The organism is Bartonella sp. AP21QHHD (assembly GCF_042196205.1).
GTDB lineage: Bacteria > Pseudomonadota > Alphaproteobacteria > Rhizobiales > Rhizobiaceae > Bartonella.
Map to the genome: position 1 here is coordinate 1 of NZ_JBHIPT010000123.1, position 19877 is coordinate 19877.

At 37.7% G+C, this 19877-nt stretch carries 9 protein-coding genes, 1 tRNA gene and 5 pseudogenes; 11 read left to right on the plus strand and 4 right to left on the minus strand.

The genetic code is table 11. The features are described from left to right. Nucleotides 1-210, minus strand: a pseudogene (locus ACFIMC_RS09980) (DUF3792 domain-containing protein); the annotation flags it as partial. 1899 nt (nt 211-2109) lie between these two features. Here ACFIMC_RS09980 and ACFIMC_RS09985 point away from each other — a divergent pair. From ACFIMC_RS09985 to ACFIMC_RS10000, 4 genes and pseudogenes are all read left to right on the plus strand, one after another. After that, nucleotides 2110-3306, plus strand: a complete 1197-nt coding sequence (locus ACFIMC_RS09985; protein WP_273791533.1) for a multidrug effflux MFS transporter — start codon at nt 2110-2112, stop codon at nt 3304-3306. A 259-nt stretch (nt 3307-3565) separates the two neighbouring features. Further along, nucleotides 3566-4296 (plus strand): annotated as a pseudogene (locus ACFIMC_RS09990) (alpha/beta fold hydrolase). After that, nucleotides 4293-6467: pseudogene (locus ACFIMC_RS09995) on the plus strand (isocitrate/isopropylmalate family dehydrogenase). The pseudogenes ACFIMC_RS09990 and ACFIMC_RS09995 overlap by 4 nt, the downstream one beginning before the upstream one ends. A gap of 847 nt (nt 6468-7314) precedes the next feature. After that, the gene (locus ACFIMC_RS10000; protein WP_375643440.1) at nt 7315-8079 is read left to right on the plus strand and encodes an N-acetylmuramoyl-L-alanine amidase; all 765 of its coding nucleotides are present in this window, start codon (nt 7315-7317) and stop codon (nt 8077-8079) included. Nucleotides 8080-9330: 1251 nt separating this feature from the next. On the opposite strand, the gene ACFIMC_RS10005 is transcribed toward ACFIMC_RS10000, so the two are convergent. Then, complete coding sequence (locus ACFIMC_RS10005) at nt 9331-10527, minus strand: porin (RefSeq protein WP_375637040.1); 1197 nt, start codon at nt 10525-10527, stop codon at nt 9331-9333. Nucleotides 10528-10842: 315 nt separating this feature from the next. Between ACFIMC_RS10005 and ACFIMC_RS10010 the strand changes: the two genes are divergently transcribed. Further along, nucleotides 10843-10933 (plus strand) — tRNA-Ser (locus ACFIMC_RS10010). 594 nt (nt 10934-11527) lie between these two features. Here the strand turns inward: ACFIMC_RS10010 and ACFIMC_RS10015 are convergent. After that, nucleotides 11528-12748: an MFS transporter gene (locus ACFIMC_RS10015; protein WP_375681033.1), complete on the minus strand. Its 1221-nt coding sequence runs from the start codon at nt 12746-12748 to the stop codon at nt 11528-11530. Continuing rightward, complete coding sequence (locus tag ACFIMC_RS10020) at nt 12745-13209, minus strand: hypothetical protein (protein WP_375672146.1); 465 nt, start codon at nt 13207-13209, stop codon at nt 12745-12747. Before ACFIMC_RS10020 ends, ACFIMC_RS10015 begins: the two co-directional genes overlap by 4 nt. 784 nt (nt 13210-13993) lie before the next feature. On the opposite strand from ACFIMC_RS10020, the pseudogene ACFIMC_RS10025 reads away from it, so the two are divergent. The 6 genes and pseudogenes from ACFIMC_RS10025 to ACFIMC_RS10050 all read left to right on the plus strand — a co-directional run. Then, nucleotides 13994-14241, plus strand: a pseudogene (locus ACFIMC_RS10025) (baseplate assembly protein); the annotation flags it as partial. Between the two features lie 325 nt (nt 14242-14566). Further along, on the plus strand, nt 14567-15679 hold the full coding sequence (locus tag ACFIMC_RS10030) for a YbfB/YjiJ family MFS transporter (RefSeq protein WP_375637045.1): 1113 nt from the start codon (nt 14567-14569) through the stop codon (nt 15677-15679). Nucleotides 15680-15774: 95 nt separating this feature from the next. Then, entirely contained in the window at nt 15775-17643 is a 1869-nt protein-coding gene (locus ACFIMC_RS10035) for an FAD/NAD(P)-binding protein (RefSeq protein WP_375662224.1), read from the plus strand. Further along, complete coding sequence (locus tag ACFIMC_RS10040; protein ID WP_375681034.1) at nt 17633-18973, plus strand: hypothetical protein; 1341 nt, start codon at nt 17633-17635, stop codon at nt 18971-18973. The genes ACFIMC_RS10035 and ACFIMC_RS10040 overlap by 11 nt, the downstream gene beginning before the upstream one ends. Nucleotides 18974-18987: 14 nt before the next feature. Further along, nucleotides 18988-19197, plus strand: a complete 210-nt coding sequence (locus ACFIMC_RS10045) for a 2-hydroxymuconate tautomerase family protein (RefSeq protein WP_375607418.1) — start codon at nt 18988-18990, stop codon at nt 19195-19197. A gap of 86 nt (nt 19198-19283) precedes the next feature. Beyond that, a pseudogene (locus ACFIMC_RS10050) lies at nt 19284-19877 on the plus strand (phage tail protein); the annotation flags it as partial.

A 19877-nucleotide genomic window follows, 5' to 3' on the forward strand; every position in this document is an offset into this window, starting at 1 on the left:
TGGGGATGAAGAAGTGAAATCCATTTGGCTTAAGCCTAAAGCTGCGACCAGAAAAGAGAGGCAGATTGAGGTGGCAAGAGCCGTCACCAGTCCCGCAAAGATTGCGGACCATGAAATGGGTGTGTGAAAGAATGAATACTTTTCTTCTAGAGTTGTTTCTCCTAAAAAATTCGTATCAAATGGTGTGTTTTCAGGAATGCGAGTTTCCATGTTTTATCTCCTTGAATATGCTGGAGATACAATGCCTTTTTGCTAATTATGTTCCAAAAGGGATAAAGAGCAGCTAAAAAGGACAGAAAACATCGAAAACAAGACGGTGATCATTACTTAAAATTCTTCTTATATGACTCCAGTCTAGAACTGATAATACCAGTTTATCGAGAATTTTAGTTGATGGGGGGGAAACGGTCTATGGGGGAATGGCTCTTTTTTCCCGTTCTGTACTGCAATGTTTAAAAGATTGAATGTCGTTGTGAAGTTTAATCTTTCCCCCTTAGCTTAAAAGTAAGCTCTCTTAATGCTTTTTCTTTCAAGTAATGTCCTGGATACTGCCTGAGGAAAACTTTGTAAACGCTTTTCCATCATTGATTGTGTTTGAAGGTAAAAAGTAAAATTCTGGAGTCTTTATTTTATTATTCCATTTTTTGTAAAAACAGCACGTCTTCTAAAATTTTATTTTTTATATTGTACTTATAATTAAAAGAATGCTTCAATTATTCAAAATAAATATCAAAAGTATTCAATTCAAAAAGCTATGAGAGATAAAAGAGAAGGAAGAAACATTAGTGTTCTAAGCTGTTTTTCCTTCTCTTATTGCTCTATATCAAAACAATGCTAGAAAACTTTTCTAAGTTCTTTGAGTAAAAACTCCCAAAACCAGAGAGGAAAGTTGAAAAGTTTTGAGACAATGTCCAAAAGTTTCGAGATTCTCTCCAAAGGTTGTTTTTTAGTTTCGCCCGCAGTTTTTTTATACGATGTAAGAGCACTTTGATTTGAGAGATAAATTTGGTTCGATGGACCATCTTGTATTAAGAAAGTGCATTTTGTAAAGGTCATGCGTTCCACCTTTATGACGTAGGGATTATGAACTGTAATCGGTTCATAGGTGCTACAGGTTTTCACTTTTGCATTTGCAGTTGTCATGGATTCTGTTTCAAATGTATGTGTGTAAAGGTTACTTGTGCATTTTTCGGGTTTACTGTCGATTAAAATACATTCATCCATTATGCTTTTTATGGCTGCATTTACTTTGTTTATAAAGTTTTTGAGATGTTTAGAAAATTGAGTTTCTAAGGATAGGATTTTTAGGGATGGGATTTTTATGATCGTATTCATTTTATCAAATTTTTATTATATCATGTTTGTCAATAGCTTAGGCAATAAACTTTGTGCTGGCTATGTAGAATGAAATTCTAACAAAATGGACAAGATGAATTTAGATTTTAGAGCGAGATAGAAGCACAATTTGCTTTATGATATTAGTGGGCTATTAAGTTTATTTGCTCAACTATTTGTGTTGATAAAGACTTCTCCATGAGGCATTGTTATATGCTGTATTGTTACAATAATATTTGTGTGGGGAGTTTTGAGGAAAGGGAGTTTGTGGCTTCTTTTTTCTTTGAGCGTTGTAAACCAATTCTGATAAAAGATGTTGTCGGAAGAGTGATGTTGTTGTCATGGAGAGCGATAGAGTTTGGAAGCGTTTTTGTTGATGATATCAATGAAAAAAGCTGATGAATATAGGGCAACATGAATACAACAAAATGCGCTATTTCGGATTGGGAAATATATCTCTGAAGGAGAGGTTTGATCTTTTAGCTTCTTTTGCGTATAGTTTTAAAATTGCGATTTGCTATGCTTTAAAATTAATTATAAAGTGAAGAACTAAGTGGTTATTTACGTGTTGAGTGTGTGCGTGCGCATCATACACTGGATTTATGTCTCAACAAGATGAATTATTCTCGAATAAAGTAAAAGAATAAAGAAAATTGATTATTTTATTCGCTGTGGATAAAGTTAAAATAGCTTTATATTTATAAATATAAATTATTATTTTTCTATAAACGTAAAATTTAAATATTTTTAAATTTAAGAAATGTGACTTTCCTGATGAAACATAAATATACATTACCATTCATTATACTTATCGTATGTTTATCGACGGGAGGTTTGATTTCTACCGATATTTTTTTACCGGCACTGGGCGATATGCGTCAATATTATCAAGTGACACAATCTCAAATTCAAAGTGCAGTGGCGGTTTTTTTGTTGGCATTGGCACTTGGACAGCTCATTTATGGGCCGCTGAGTGATAATTTTGGGCGTAAAAAAACACTTCTATTGGGCTTATTCTTGTGGTTATTTACGACACTTGGTGTGATTTATACGGTTCATATTCACGCTTTTCTTGTGTTACGTTTTTTGCAAGGTCTTGGTGCTTGTGCGGGACTTGTCTTAAGTCGTGCAATTATCAATGATTTGTTGGATAAAAAAGCGGCTGGAAAACTTTATTTGATTGTTTTCCCTTTTATTGGAATGTCGCCAGCACTTGCACCTTTCATTGGTGGACTTTTGATACAAGCTTTTCATTGGCAGGCAACTTTTATCTTTTTAAGCTTTTTTATATTTTTGACCATTTTGCTATGTTGTTTTGTGCTAAGCGAAACTCTACCCCCTCAAAAACGGCAGCATTTTTCTCCTGTAGGATTAATGAAGGCATATTTAGGCGTTTTCAGAAATAAACAATTTATTTTTTATGCACTTATTCCGTGTTTTTCTTACGCTGCCTATTTTGCTTATATTGTGGAGTCGCCTTTTTTACTCACGACTTTGGGGTTATCGCCGATACACATTAGTTATAGCTATATTGGTGTCTCGTTTCCCTATATTTTGGGAAATCTTTTGGCGCGATGGTTTTTTGAACGCGAGTCTATGGAAAAAACTGTGGGGAGAGGGTACATTATTTTTGTGATAGGTGGTGTGCTGTTTGCTTTGCAAATGTATCTAAGCCCATGGCCCCTTGTGACAAGTTTTATGGCTATTGCTGTTCTTACTTTTGGAAATGGTTTTTTATTGCCGTTAGGAACAGCGTTGGCTATTTCATCGCATCCGAAAGCTGCGGGAGCGGCTTCTGGTGTTATGGGATCTTTGCAATTAGGAAGTGCGGCACTCAGTGCAGCGGTTATCGGAAAAATCTCTGGTCATAGCCCACGGGCTATGGCAACTTTGTTAGCTGTGTGTTGTATGATTGGTTTTATCATTTATATTCAAAAAGCGCGTCATTTTATGACTTCAGAAATAAGCTGAGTAAATGATAAAAAGAAAGCATTATGCGGAAATGCTTTTGATGTTTTACACAAATGGGGCACCTGTACATTAGATGAATTTTTTTATTAAGTTGCTGGATTGAGTGGGTTTAAAATTTGTTACAAGCTTAGTTTGAGTTTAACAAATCGATTATTATGGGGGGAGAATATGAGCCTAGAGTTTCAACATATTTTCATTATATTGGGTGGGAAAAGTTCTGGCTCTAATGCATGTTTAAAATAAGGGGAGGAATTGATCAATGAGCCTTCCTATTATTATTCTTTCTCCTGTAATGCCAATTTGGGATGGTGATGTTTTTTGTTCTCCATTGACAAAGCTATGTTCAACAAAAGGATTCCCTGTCACTCTGCTGGATACGCTTTCTCTTTTTCCTAAGGGTTCTCATGTTCTCAATTATTCTGCTGTAGACATTTTATCTTTTATGGCAGAAAAACTTAAAAGCTATTTTAAAGAGCCCGCAGTGCTTGTGGGATTTTCTATGGCTGGAACATTGGTACAAATATTGGCAGTACAGCTTCCCAATGTTCAAGCTGTGCTTGCTGTGAATGCGCCTGGCTATCCAGATAAGGTTTTGCAACGGCGCCTTGGAGATATTCTTGCCTCCTTAGAAAATAATGATTTATCGGGGGCTTTGGAAATACTCAATGGTTTTATGCATCCTTCTGGCGTTATAAAAAAAGAGCCTTATTGGAGATTCCTGATGAACAAAAAAGCGTGGCAATTGAACGCATGACAAGAGGCTTTAAACTCTTATTAGAAATAGATGCTAGAGATGAAATAGTTAAGTATAAGGGGAAGTTTTTAGCTTTAGTGGGAGAAAAGTCGCAACTTGCAACGGTAGATAATCAGACAAAAAGTCATAATCTGAACCATGAATATAAGATTATCTCTGGTGCTGGTACGCGTTTGTGGGAGGATAATCCTACTATGACGGATGCAGTCATTGATGAGTGGATGGAGGGACTATGAAAAAGAAAGTTCTTGTATTACCTGGTGATGGGATAGGACCAGAGGTTTGTGATGCTGCGCTGATGGTTTTAGAGCAATTCCAATTGCCGATTGAATTAACTTATGGTGATATTGGTGTTGAATGTTGGAAACGGGAAGGAGATCCTATCCCTCAAGCGACTTGGCAAAAAATTACTCAGAGTGATGCTATTTTACTTGGTGCTGTGACCCGTAAAGGAAAAGAAGCGGCTTTAAAAGAACTTGCTCCGCATTTAAAAGAGAAAAACCTTGCCTATGTTTCTCCCGCACTTCAACTCCGCCAAAAGTTAGGTTTGTTTGCGAATATACGTCCTGTAAGATACATCTTTGGTCCGAGAAAACCTTTTCATTTTTGTGTTATCAGAGAAAATAGTGAAGGCCTTTATGCTGGATTGGATTTTCGGGGTATTTCTCCTGAAACAGCCGTTTGGCTAAAACATCCAAATTTGACAAAATATGGGCTTGAAGAAGCTGCGTGGACAGTCTGTTTGCAGACACGCTTTGGTTTAGAACGGTTATTTGAATATGCTTTTTCTTATGCAAGGAAATATAGCTTTAGGTGAGTTACTTTTGCTGATAAGCTCAATGTTATGCGAGAAAGTGGACAGTTTGCTCAGGAAATTTTTGAGAAGATTGCGCAAAACTATCCGGAAATTGAAGCAGATATTCAGAATGTTGATGCGGTTGCTTTGTGGATTGCAACCAAGCCAGAGCGGTTTGGTGTGATTGTTGCTGAAAATATGTTTGGCAATATTCTCTCTACTCTTGGCTCTGGTATAATGGGGGGATTGGGGCTTGCATCTCATGTGAATGTGGGGAGCGAGATTGCTTGTTTTGAACCTGTTCATGGAAGCGCACCACGTATTGCTGGACAAAATAAAGCCAATCCTTCTGCGATGCTTTATACCACGGCTTTACTCTTAGAGTACTTAGGCTTTAAAGATGCAGCAAAACAACTGTCTGAGAGTGTTGATCAGGTTATTCGTGCTGGAAAAACCGTTACCTATGATCTTGGAGGTATAGCCTCTACCCGTCAAATGGCTGAAGCTGTTCGCAATTCTCTTATGAATTCTGTCTTTGTTCATCGTGCGGCGATTATCACTGTTGGTGATGAACTCCTTTCAGGACAATATTTGAATACGAACTTACAAGATTTAAGCCAAAGCTTGAACAAGAGAAATATTCAAGTCACACGTCATTTTGTTTGTGCTGATCAATTACAGCAAATCAGTGAGACTGTTGTTTCTTGTCTTGGACAAGAAGATCTTATCATTATCAGTGGGGGATTGGGACCAACATCAGATGATAAAACACGCGATGGAGTTGCTCAAGCTGTAAAGCAGCCTTTGGTACATCATGAAGATGTTTGGCAAACAATAAAAGGTCAATTACAACGATTAGGGATTACGGCGGATAAGAGTCATGCACGTCAAGCATTGTTTCCTGAGACAGCAACTGTGCTTGATAATCCTACAGGTACAGCACCAGGGTTTTATCTCTCTTGCGATGGAAGTACGCTTGTTGTTTTGCCTGGTCCACCATCACAGGCTCTTGCACTTTTAGAGAATTATTTAGAACACAACGAGAAGAAATATTTTTCTGTATCGCGTGCGGAGTATGCATGGACTTTGATTGGAATTGATGAAAGTACCATTGCGCAGTGGGTTGATGATCATCTTGAAAATGAATCCTTTGAACGGCATTTTTTATGGAAAAGCCCCTATGTTTTGGTGCAACTGGTTGCTCAATCAGAAGCGCTCTTGGAACAACATTTCGTGGAAGAATTTGAAAATCATTTTCACCCCCATTTAGTTGGGGCAGAAGTTACTACTGCTTGTAAACAATTAGCGATGTATGCAGAGGTTCATTGGTCTGCCAATGATCCGTGGCTTTTAAAATATTTTCAGCCCATAGAAAAAGGTAAACAAGATATTCCACTGCTTGAGGTTGAAGTGAGCCTAGAGCCTTCTTTGGAGACATTAGAAAATCAAGCAGAAAGCCTTGGACATGCTACCATGACTATACGGATGAAAGGTTATGGTGATGATCGTATAACTTTTCCCTATACGCGACCACTTTTAGGTGTCGTCTTACAAGAATATGCAGCTTGGGCTGTCTTAAAAAGATATTTGAAAACAGAGAAGAAAAAATGAAACTCTATGGGGATGTAACAATATTGCTCAAATTATTGAACGTTCTATTATAAGAAGTATTTTGATCCTTTTCTTCAGTGGTTTTTGTCTATAGGTTAATTTTTCTTTTGATGTGTAAATGAATGACTTTGATTGATTCAAAATTAAGAAAAACTTTACGATATTAGGCTCGCTACATTCAATATTTATAATGATTAATTATGATTATAAATCAATATGTTATCTTCCATAGCGCTGATAACAAGGAATCCAGAGACTTCGTGTGTCTCAAGCGTTGTAGATAATTGAGATTCTTTGTAAATCAAAAAGCGATGGTGTGAAAAGACAAGAAGTCGTGTCATTTACAGGAAAGCTTTGCAAATTTTATTGAACAATATGTCCGTGAAGAGTTTTATTGTGAACATATCCCGTTCCGTTATCTGATAATAAATTGCTGTAAAGAGCTCATAAAATTTTTCCTTTAAGTTTTTGTGTGATTGCATGATCGTTGGGTATTCGCTTCCGAGGGGCGATATTTTTCAATTTGATAACAGGACGAACTATTTTTTCTGTAAGACGTGAAGATTTAAGGAGTGATCATTTTACGCTTTTGTTTTCTTTTTGATTGGTAATTTGTAGGAATTTTTTTGGGGAAAATATTTAATGTGGTTAAAAACATTTTATGCGTGTGTGGGAGAAAAATAAAAATGTGGTCTTAATTGTTGATAAGAGTGTCAATATTTTTGATGAACAAATTTTAGTCGTAATTCTTAGTACCTAGATGGGAAGTTTATTGCATTTTTTAACAGTTCGTATTCTATCTGTTGTGATGCGCAGTGGTTTTTTAAGCAAAAAAGAAAGGGCTTTTATGTATCAGATTGATTACAACAGTTATCGTTCTGTCAAGAGTTTTAGTCGTCGCGTTCATTTTCTCGTTATGCATTATACGGCTATTGATTTTAAAGCCTCGATTATGGCGCTTACAGGAGAAAAGGTTAGTGCACACTATCTTGTTCCTGATCCTTCAGAGCAGACATATCGTGAGGCAGGCTTTAAGGATATGCGTATTTTTAATCTGGTTGATGAAAATGAGCGCGCATGGCATGCGGGTGTGAGTTCATGGGCTGGGCATAGTCATCTCAATGATGCATCTATCGGGATTGAAATCGTTAATTTAGCGACTTATCATGATGGGAGGGGTATGTTTCCTCCTTATAATCCAATACAAATTGATGCTGTTAAGGAACTTGCCTTGAATATTTTTCAACGGTATCCTGATATTATGCCAACAGATGTTGTGGGACATAGTGATATTGCCATTGGAAGAAAAAGTGATCCAGGAGCAGCTTTTCCATGGAGAGAACTTTATAGCGCAGGTATAGGAGCATGGTATGATGATGAACTAAAAAGTCATTATCAAGAGCAATTCTCTAAGAATTTGCCACCCAAAGAAGATGTTTTGGCGAAGCTAAAATGTTATGGATATGACATTTCTGCTGCGTGTACCCAAACAGGATACAAAGATTTGATCCGAGCATTTCAACTTCATTTTCGTCAAGAAAATTATGATGGGATTCTAGATGTTGAAACAGCAGCAATTCTTTATGCATTGGTTGATAAGTATTTTCCGTGAATTCAATGTGTTTTAATTGAAAATATGGCTTATGATTACGTGTAAGCCTTTTTATTATCAGGAAAGGCTGCTTTTTGCCAATTGGCTTTATGTAAAAAGGGTATTAATCGTGTAAAAAATCCCATGTACGGTATAAGGCGTTTTATGGAAACATAACTCTGAAAGCTCTATGATTTGCAGAGATTAAATTTTATTGTTTCTTTGTCTTATATTTTTCTTCCTTTAAAAACGCATAAAGCCAAGATGTTGCGTATATGATGAACATGTTCCTTACGCAGGGTAAAACGCTTCAAATAAAATGGATTTGTATTGTATATTTCCATGCTTGTTTTAAAGAAATGTCTTTTAGTGTGTATCACAACACATATTTTATAGCGACGTTCATAGAGAATATAATCTAAAATCCTCTATGAAGTGTATCCTCATTTTTATGCTTAATAAAAGTGCCTAGCACTATCGTACATTTTGTTAGATCTCAATGTTACGACAACCCTTGGAACTGAAAACGATACATAAAAGGGTTTTCTTTACTCGTTTTTATTCACACGGCTCTCTCCGCTTGTCGTGTACAAGTGAAAGGTTTTGGTTGATTGAAACATGCAAAATTATAAATTATGATTATAAATCAAAGTGATGCAGATTCAAGAAAAATAGGGGCATTTACAGATTGCTACTGATAGGGGGGCTATTCTTTAGAAGGGGAAGAGGTCAATTCATTTTTTTGAAGATATATCTCTTTTCTCTTTTATTGCTTTAGGGGATGTTTGCATCGTTTTGACAGCATGTTTCTTAATGATTAAGTTTTTTAATGAAGCAGTGTTATAAAACGTTGTGTTTTAGAGTGTTGATAGAAGACACATTCAGGCATATCAAAAACACAATGATGTCTTGTTTTTTCAATATTTTATCTGTTCAGTGTAGAATTTATTTGAGAAGATCATGACCTAAATTAACAAAGGTTAGAAGTAAATTATCAAGAAAGACCAATTTGGTCATAAAGCAAAGGGGTTATTCATGCTTTAAAGGGCAAGGAAGAGATTGTGTTTGAAGTGATGTGTAAACGCCCGTGTGAGGTGCTCTTATCAAGCATATCAGGTTAATCTTCTAAGAGTAGTTTTATGAAACTAAGGCGGTTTTTTTTCGAGAGACAAGACAATACGTATCAGGAAAAGATATTCATGATATTTGATTTCAAAAATAAAAACTGGCAAACCATGTTGCCAGTTTTTAAAAGCTGTAGCTTAAATAGGATTAGAATGAACGCTGTAAACGGATCATACCTTGAAAAGCACTTTTCTTATTGAATAAATGTTTTTCATCATTATTTTTATCCGTCACAACGCGATCATCGTTCCAAGAAACATAGGTTAATTCAGGTGTAATCACAAATCCTGGAACCAGCGTGTATGTAATATTTACAGAAGTTGCAAAGGTTTTTACAGCACTATAAGAAACTTGAGCATTCAAATTTGCTTTTGGAGTAAGCTTGTAAGTGGCACCCGCCCAAGCAGCCCATTTACCACCCCAGTTTGCATAAATTGTTGTGCTTTTTCGTGATAACTCATCATTTGCATTTACTGTGTAGTAATCAAGTCCATTTTTATAGCCAGCCATTACCCATAGATTGAAACGATCGTTGACATTGAAATCTGCACGTACTTTTCCAGCCCACTTTTTGTAGTAAGCATCATATGCTGCAACTGCTGAAAAACCACCCCATTTTTGCATAAACTTTATACCCAAAACCACATTCGGGGTGTAATTTTTAATTGCTTTACTTGGAAGAGTGCCCTCAGTGATAGAAACAAGCTTATCATCTTTATCAATGTAGTATCCTGTTATTCCTGGAAGAGAATCTGCATTATTGCCTAATTCAGCGCCGATAATAGCAGAAAAGCCGGAGTCACCACTAAAGGTGTAGGAAATAAAATTGGTGCGTGTTGTGCCGGCAGGTGCTATGCTGTCATCATTGAGAACATTTCCATAACCACCAGTCCAACTGTTGAAAATTGTATCATCAAGACCTACGCGAAAACCACCCAGTTCAATGTAAGCTGCTGCAAGCCTTGCACCAGCTTTATCATTACCATCACCCCAGCTTGAATAAATTCTTGCATATGAACGAAGTGTTCCCATTTCTGTTTCAGAAGCTGCTTGAAAAACAAGGGTGAGCCGTGATGATGCGCCATAGGTTTTTCTTTTGTCTCTTAGTTCAGTTTCGGTTGTTGCATCGATATTATCACCGCCTATAAAATCAGTACGAACATTTCCTGATAAACGCATGCAGGTTTCTGTTCCAGGGATATAAAAATATCCTTTTCCGTAGGCATCACAAACGCGAATATATTCTACAGGTTCAGGTTCGGCGATAACTGTTGAAGCAGCATGTGCTCCAGAAATTGCTAAAAAAGCTGCTGTAGAGCTTAAAAAGAGGGATTTAATATTCATATGGGATCTCCGAGGTCCGGTTAAATTTCTTCTAAAGAGTACCATTTGCCTAACGCATTAAGGACAAAGACATAAGTAAAATACGCAGCACTTGTTATTTTAGCTATAACTAATCTTTTTAGAGTTTCAAATATGAAATTACCTTTTTGTAATATATACATGTACTATTCGAGATGCTGTGGTAAAAAAGACACAATTTTTGTTTTATTAACTTTTGCTTCCTATGGGATCAATAGGAGAAAAATTTTCAGATATTTGGGAAAAAAATCGAAAATGTCTTGAACTTTCTGTTGATACCATTTATGCCTCTCTGTTGGAGAGGTGGCCGAGTGGTCGAAGGCGCTCCCCTGCTAAGGGAGTAGGGCTCAAAAGGCTCTCGAGAGTTCGAATCTCTTCCTCTCCGCCATCTATTGTTATAAAAGCAGTTGACTGTGTATCGGAATTCTGTTTATCCCGTTGGGATTATGCCTCTCATATAAAAAGCATGTTCTAAACACAAATATACTTGTGTTGCCGATTTATGCACTTGTTTTAAAGAGATATCTTTGCAATGTGTATAAGCCCGTTTTGCGACGCTGCCTCGTAAATGGTATAAAACATAAAAGTTTCTGTGAGACATATAAAGCCTTATAAAGCCACATCATTTGTATACTTATGAAGATGCAAAGAGGCATATTATATATCTGCCTTCCTGTTGTTATAGATTTTGACTATGAGAGTTCATAAAAGGCATTTTTCCTTTCTAAATCGTTTTTATTTATACGGCTTTCTTTGCTTATGATGTGCAAGCAAATGATTTTGATTGTTTCAACCATAAAGCAGATTTGAAAAGAAAAAATCTTACAATATTCGCGTTTGGTATATTATCATTATAAATCAACGTGTTGCTTTATATTTTGCATTGTATATTGAAAGTTGGATGTGGCAATGCTCTCAAAAAAGTTATAGATTTCTTTTAGAAGAAAACATTGTGGGTAATAATTTTAAAATTTTCCTCTCATCATAGAGACTTTTGAGAGTGTTTCATCCATTTCATGACAATCAAACCACACATGAAAAAAGTAATGGTCGGTAATATTAGGTAGTAAGATGGAGAAACTTTTGCAGGAAGAAAAGAAATAATACTCAATACTGTAATTGAAAATATTCTTCCGCTAAAAGAGACAGCACCAACAACACCGGAAATATGCTGCGTTTGTTTTTGGTTAAGTTCTGAGAAAAATAAGCTTTTTGCACCGATCGGTACAGTGCAAATAAATCCATGGATTAAAGAGAAGGCGATGACTGATGCAGCAGTTTGATGGCTATGAACTGAAAAATAGAGCGCTATGCACATCAGTGCAGAAAAGAAGGAAAAATATTTTATAGAATTCTTATATTTTTTATCAAGAACATGATACTTAGACATCAGTAAATTTGAAAAATATTGTGCTGAAAAGGCTCCAATATGGCAGCACATCAAGATGAGCATTTGCGAACCGTTGAGGTGATGAATTTTTCCCCCTAAAAGTATTATTGGTTGCCAGAAATGATAAATAATCTGAATACCAGCGCTAAAAAGGCACATGAGGAAAATAAACCATGCTCCTCCTACTGTATTTTGAAATATCCAGAGCGTTTCCTTGGCATTGTGCAAGATTGTTTTTGTTTTGGACGTTTCAATTGTCGTTTTCTTTTCTTCAGGAACAATAAGGAATATCAAAAAAATAAATCCCATCATGAGGCATGAGATGATATATCCCATAAAATATCGTCCAGAGTAATAGATCGTTCCAATTCCTACAATCCCACTGAGAATACTTCCAAAAGAGTTAACCTGGTGGTAGAGATGAGCATAATGCGAAAAGTGATCCTGTTTATCGCCTAGAGAATGGTAAATCCATCCGTCAATGGCGCTGACAATGATGCAAATGCCTGCTGCATAGAGAATTTGAGCAATAATAAGTGCTGTCATATTGGGAGCTTGAAGGCATAGAAGATAAAATACTCCTGTCATAAAGACCCCAGCCATAACGGAATATTTATGCCGATATCTGTCAGATAAAACAGCGCAGGGAAAATCAAGCAGCAGAATGGTGGTGGAAAAGACAACCTGAAGCAGAGCTAATTGCGCCAGACTCACTCCCATGGACATTAAAAAAATCGCATGGTAAACGCCGATCAGCATGCGGACAGCATTATAGGAGCCATAGGTGAGAGCAAGGGTGCGTGCTCTGTTCATTGTGTTGTTCCATAGATTGTACAATAAGAATTCTCATTGAAAAGAATATTTTTCTGTGAAAAGGTAGCGGTTTCATATCCCCATTCAGGGATTAGTGGAAAGAAGGCTTCCATAACCATCCCAAAATTTAAAAGGTCCCTTAGTCCATATGGAACTTCAAAGCGTATTAATGAGAGCAAATGATGCAATTGTAAAGTGATTATGAGAAGCAACATAAGCCTCATAAATGAGATTGTTATTTTTTGAGGGGAGTTGCTTCCGTAGTAATCATTTTGTCTAGATCTGTAAAATGACCCTAGGACGGCAAGATCATTGACATAATTAGGACTTATAGAAGTGTGTTTATTTTTTATACACCATTTACTGATCCATTCTCTTTGCTGATCAGCTGAAATAGCACAAATGATCCATAAATCGGTTTTTGGTAATTTTTTGATATCTTTTTTTATAGTCATCAACATTTGTAATCCCCCCATTCTTTCTGACTGTTTCTCCGTATCACTTTACGTCTAAAAATTTTTTTCAGAATTCATCTTTACTTTATTTATTAAAAATTTATTAAAAAGATTGTCTCGCAAGGTGCTTTTTAATCACGTCATTACGATTAAGAATTAAATTTCTGATATAAGAGGAAGGGTGCATGATACATTGTGACTAAATACATAAATCCCTCCGTATCCTGAAATGACGATTTCCTTTTGCAAAACAGTATCTTGAATGGAAGCTCGATAACCGTTACGTTGATTATGGAAATGATACCCTAAAAGAGTGCTTATGAGTGCTTGAAGATATTCTTTAGATATTACAGATAGGACAAGAAAATAGTTTAAAAAAATCAAACGTGGGATAAAAGCTTTCATCTTATGATGGGTAATGGTGAATTTTAAACTTCATCTACTGTTTTTTTGAGCTACTGTGCTGTAAGAAAGATCAAACTCCCCCAATTCATGTCTCTAATTTAGATCATTGATCATAAAACATTATATACTGTCTTTTCAAATTATAACTTTGCTCATTGCTTGTCTTCACTGATTAAATCAACATTTCTCTAAAAATGCCGCTTGAGAAAAATGCATCCTATCAGTTTAATATTCTATGATCTTTTAATTAATTTAAAGAAGATAACATAAAATATACGATAAAAAATGAATAAATTTCAATTTTTATAAAAAAACAAACTTTTTACTGCTGCTGATAAAAAACAAAGCTATATTAAAAGTAGCCTTTATACCCTTCAATACTATTGATTTTTGGTTGTTACCGGATGAAGGTTCCTTTGTTTTGGAAAGAGCAGAGCAGAATTTAAGAGCAGAATGGGCGCGTGCGCAAAAGCTTGTCCTTGATCTCTCTTTAAGTTGGATACTAAGCCGCTTGATGGTTGAGGGTGTTCACCATGTGAACATAACGCAACCTTGTGAGGGTATTTTAGTCATACCTGATGAAGCAGAGCTTTAGGGGATATTGTCTTGTTTGAACGGGGGCGTGCTTATTGATTTCCTCGTTGTTATTGCTGCTTAATTTCAGCCATTATTTTCTGAAAAAGAAGCTTTGTAGGGAGAAGATCATACATGGAGCAGGGCGTAAAACGATGAAATGCATATAACTGATCCAGTAATGTTGACAATAATCGCTCAATATGTTCCTCTGGTTGTTCAAACAAATGGCTAGATTGGCTTTTATTCTCTGAGATAAGTGCTACCCTCGATGAGATAGAATGCGGATGAGCGAATTATTCGTTAAGGGATTAGAGTAATGGGGGGAAAAAATAATCGTCAAGATTTGAGTTATTTCAAAATCGCTGTGTTCGGTATGATTATTATGATTTTGGGGATGGGAATTGGGCGATTTTTCTATACGCCGGTATTTCCAGTTATGTTGGATGAAGGATTGTTTACCTTTAAGCAACTTTCTTATATAGCTAGTGCTAATTATGGCGGTTATTTAGTTGGGAGTATGTTTTTTTCGTTTTGCAGAGTTGGGAATATATCCCGTGCTCCCTACATGCTATTTGGTGCAGCTATAGTGACGAGTGCACTTATTTTTGCCATGGCGTTAACAACAAACTTTTACTTGGTCTTCTTTATCCGCTTTGCTGCCGGTATCGCGAGTGCAGCAATGATGATTTTTGGTTCTATGACGGTTATGCAGCATAGTCACAAGCTGTGGGTTATTGCTTCGCTCTATGCAGGTGTGGGAGTTGGTATTCTGCTGGGTAATGAGTATGTTATTATTGGTTTGAGTAAATCGCTGAACGCGAAAAATATTTGGTTTGGAGCTGGTTTTATATCTGTTGTATTGTTGCTCTTGTTGTTTATTTTATTTCCACGTCGTGTCGATGCGTCTCAATTTGCTATTAATGAGTCATTGGCACACGAAAATATCGTTTGGTGGGAACTCGCTCTGATTTATGGGCTTGCTGGGTTTGGTTATATTATTGTCGCGACATATCTTCCTCTGATGGCGAAAACATTTAATTTCCCACTACTCGCTAACCACTTATGGTCGTTTGTCGGAATAGCCATTGTTCCTAGTTGTTTCATTTGGTTATGGGGAGCCCATCGGTGGGGGGTATTACGTTGTTTGATGCTCAATTTGCTTATCCAAGGAGGATGCGTATTACTGACATTATTCAGTCAGTCTCTTGTACTGATCGTTCTCAGTTGTATAGGGTTTGGATTTACTTTTATGGGGACGACTTCTTTAGTTATGCCGTTAGCTAAGCGTTTATATGCGCCGTATGGCATAAATCTGCTAGGCTTGGCTACCTTAACTTACGGTTTTGGCCAAATATTAGGACCTCTCTTGACGAGTTTTTTACAGTTTGGTTCACATGCCATTGCGCTTTCCGTTATCTGTGGTGCTGTAGCGCTTTTTGCTGCTGCTGGAATCTGTCAATATTGTCTTTGTAAAAAGGTCGTTGGCGTTTCATAAACCCGCAATCTTCACTAAAAAGTCGAGAGAATTTATTCCATTCTTTTTGAAACATTTTGTGAAAGTCAAATTATTCTAATAGGGGAGATTACAGAATGCTTCACTCTACAGTCGCTATTTTGGGCGTTGGTCCTCGTGGGATCAGTATTCTCGAACGCTTGCTCACACTTTATTCCCATTATCCATTTTCTGGGAACATTGATATTTTATTGATTGATCCCAATGAGATGGGAACCGGTACCCATAGTGTGCATCAGCCAGATCATTTATTGGTTAACACTGTCGCTTGCCAGATTACTTTATTTGGTGATGATACAGTTAAGGGTGTCGGGCCTATTCGGAAGGGACCGAATTTCTATCAATGGGCTATTCAACAAGGTTATCGTAATATTAACGGTGTTTTTTCTCGTACAGAGCATGATGTTGGGAGAGAAATCAAAGAAAATGATTATTTATCACGTCGTTTGTTAGGGGAATACCTGTCTTGGGCTTACCAAGAACTCACGCAAGATTTACCTTCCGGTATTCGTATTAAGGAGATCCGACAAAAGGTTATTAATCTCCATATCCACCAAGATAATAAAACGGATGTTCTTTTGGAAGATGGCTGTCGTTATAGTGTAGATTTTGTTTATATGACCACGGGTCACGGTAAGAATATATATTCATCGCATGATGAAAGCCTGCAACAGTTTGTCGCTGCTCACCAAATGAAAAATGCGCTTTTGAACTATTATTCGAATCCTTATCCAATTGAAAAGTTGGACTCTATACAATCTCAGTCTCGTGTGCTGGTGCAGGGAATTGGATTAACTAGCTATGATGTCTTGTCGCAATTGACTTACGGTCGCGGTGGGACTTTTACTGAAAATGCTGGACAATTGCGCTACATGCCAAGCGGCAAAGAACCGAAGATAGCTTTATTCTCCCGTCAAACATTGCCTTTTAGTAGTCGCGGGATTAATCAAAAGGGTGGTAGTGGGCAATACATACCATCATTCCTTACTCTCGATGCAATACATCATCTGCGTAAGCAATCCAGCATTGCTAACGGTTCTCCGAAGCTGGATTTCGAAACGCAGCTTTTACCTCTGTTGCTTAAAGAAATGTGTTATGTCTATCGAAGTACGCAGCTGGGGCACTGGCTAGACCCTGAAACCTATGTTGTTACTTCCAAAGACGAGCAGTGTATTCAAGCGTTGCTGTATCCTCATCGAAATAAAATATTTGCCTCTTTGAAGGATTATACAAGATTCTTCATGGAGCATTTGAAGGACGATCTTCATTCTTCCGCTGAAGGTAATGTTGATGGCCCAGTGAAAGCTGCTACAGATGTGCTACGAGATGTCCGTGATATCTTACGTTCAGCAATTGATTTTTGCGGGTTAACGTCTTCATCTCACAAGTACTTTATTGAATATTTTAATCCAAACTTTAACCGTATTTCTGTCGGCCCACCGATGCAGCGAAACCAAGAGTTGAAGGCTCTGATGGAGGCTGGTATCGTGACTTTGGCTGGCGGACCTTCACCTAAACTTGTTCTCAATGCTAGTACCAGCCGTTTCGAAATTCAGTCTGTTTTTCAAGATGAAAACAGTTCAGTTGATGGAGATGTGCTGATCAAGGCCAAGATTGATAGTTTTTCTCCGTTGCGTGATGAGTCCCCTTTTATCCAGAATTTGGCTGGTCAGGGCATCATTCGACCATTTATCAACCAAGGATATCATCCTGGTGGTATTGATATTGACCGTCGGCAGCATCCTATAGACACTAAAGGGCAAATACAAAATACATTATGGGTGGTCGGTAATCCAGTAGAGGGGCCAAATTTTTATACATATATTTTGCCTAGGCCTTTAGTTAATTCTCGTGCACTGCGGGATGCAGGGCGCTGTGTCACTGACATGTACGAGCAGCTTCTTAATCGCTACTCAGTCAAAGATTCAACAATTAATGTACATTGATGATGTAAAAAGCTTCCTGATACGCATGTCCTCCGTATCCGTTATAATGGCGATGCTGATGCTATTCATTTTTCTTATGTCTATCTCAATAAGAACTTGGTTTTTTATTCCATTGGCTGGAGTGACTGTTTTCGGTTATTTGCTTTTGACGATACCATACTGGTGGTTGAAGGGGAATGCACGCAGTGGTGTGTTCATCCTGTTGGCTTGTACTTTAGTGCTGATATGGCGTTGGCACTTGCCTGATGTTCGTACTGTGCTTGTGCGTTTTACTGATGTCTTTTGGCTATTACTCGCCATGGGATTGTTGCGCCATGTGATGAATACATGGCGTATTTCAGAATTTCTCTCTGAACGGTTGATGCGCTATGGAAAGGGTTCGCTTACCCTGTCCATCGCGATACTGACTGCGTTTTTAGCTTGGCCGATGAGTTTGGGGGTTATCCCCCTAATGATTGATGCCTTGAAGAAAAGTGTTTTTCCCTCTCGCCATTTGGCCGCTATTGTGATGCGAATGATGAGCATCACGATGGTACTGATGCCGACCAGCATCGGTGCAGCAACAGTTTTCGCTGCTATGCCTAGAACACCAATATTCACATCCGCTGCTTTGGGGATACCACTTTTTCTATTCAGTCTGTTGTTGTTGTGCCTTTCTCCTGTTGTACCGCTAGCTAACCCGATTATTTGCGATGAGAGAAGAGCGAATAAAGAAGGAGAGAGAGTAAGAATTTGGATTTTTTTGATATTTTTCTGGCTAACATTTATCGTTGCGTTGACAGTTATCAAGTTGAATGCACTAAAAAGCATTGCATTGACGGCAAGCATTCTATACGTCATTGAGCGTGTGAGTTCACGCAGTATTGATTTTTTGACTCCTTTGGTGGCAGTGATACGCAGTATATCCAGTGAAATTATGTTGTTGCTAGGTTGTAGTCTGCTAATATCTACTTGTGATTTGCTTATTCCTTTGTTGCCGGTGACGTTTAGTCACTCATTGGCATCACTCTCTGTTTGGCAGCACTATGCCTGTATTCTCTTTGTATTGCCAATTTTCAGTGTAGTAGGAATTCATCCTATGGTGCTATTTAGTTTGGCATTTCCCTTACTAGGGTCATCGATGGCTTATGGGGTTACGGATTATTTGGTTTGGATTTGCTTCTTTATTGCAGCTCAACTCCTTTCTCCTGTATCAATAAATGCTATTTTTGCTTCCAGTAGCCTGCATATTTCACCGGTGGATACGAGCTTTAAAATGCATAGTTATTATGTATTAATATTTAATCTTTTTGCGTTCATTTATTTGAGCTTTTTTATTCAATATTTGTAAATTGTGGAGATCTTATGCCTTACATAAATATTAAAATTACTAATGAAGGGGTTACCTCTGAACAGAAACGGCAACTAATAGAAGGGGCAACTCAATTATTAGTTAATATTCTGAATAAAAATCCGAAAACGACTGTTGTCGTGATTGATGAAGTGGAGACAGACAATTGGGGTATTGGTGGTGTCCCCATTACAGAATTAAGAAAAGCTCAAAATAAAGAATAACTCTGTGTATTTGACAATAATTTAAGGTCAATAGGGTTAATCAATGTAAAAAATCCCGTCCTTTAGCAACATTTGATTAGACCGCCATTGGGGCGGTTGTTACAGCCCCTGATGCTGACAACCAAGTTTTTCCCCTCGACGAGCCTGTGTTAGTTTTTACACATGAGGGTGAGAAAATCCAAAAGCTTGGGCGAAGGGGAACGGCTCTTGATGTGATTAACGCGGTGTGTGCGCAGGGGATTGAGGCACAAATTATCCTTGTGCGGGTGGAAGAAAAGTCAACCATTGCTGAGACACAAACCGAAATGGTGGGATCAAACGCTCACCTGACCGGTGTGCACGCCTTGGCTCATGCGCGGGGGCATTTAGGTGTGGAACCTGGAATTCTCTTAGCACCGGCTTATAGTGCAGGGCGGATTGACAATGGCAAAAACCCTGTGGCAGACGCTTTGGAACAGGTTGCAGAAAAGCTACAAGCGATTGCCGTGTTCGATACGGGGGGTAAAAACACGGAAGAAAGCCTTGCCTATCGTGCAGATTTTTCCTCACGCTTTTGTTATTTGATTGATCCCTTTGTACGGGTGGCAAATTCTGATGGAGGTGTTAGTGTTAAACCCGCAAGTCCTTTTGCAGCAGCCATGTTTATCAAACGTGATAAGCAAAGGGGCGGTGTTTTTTGG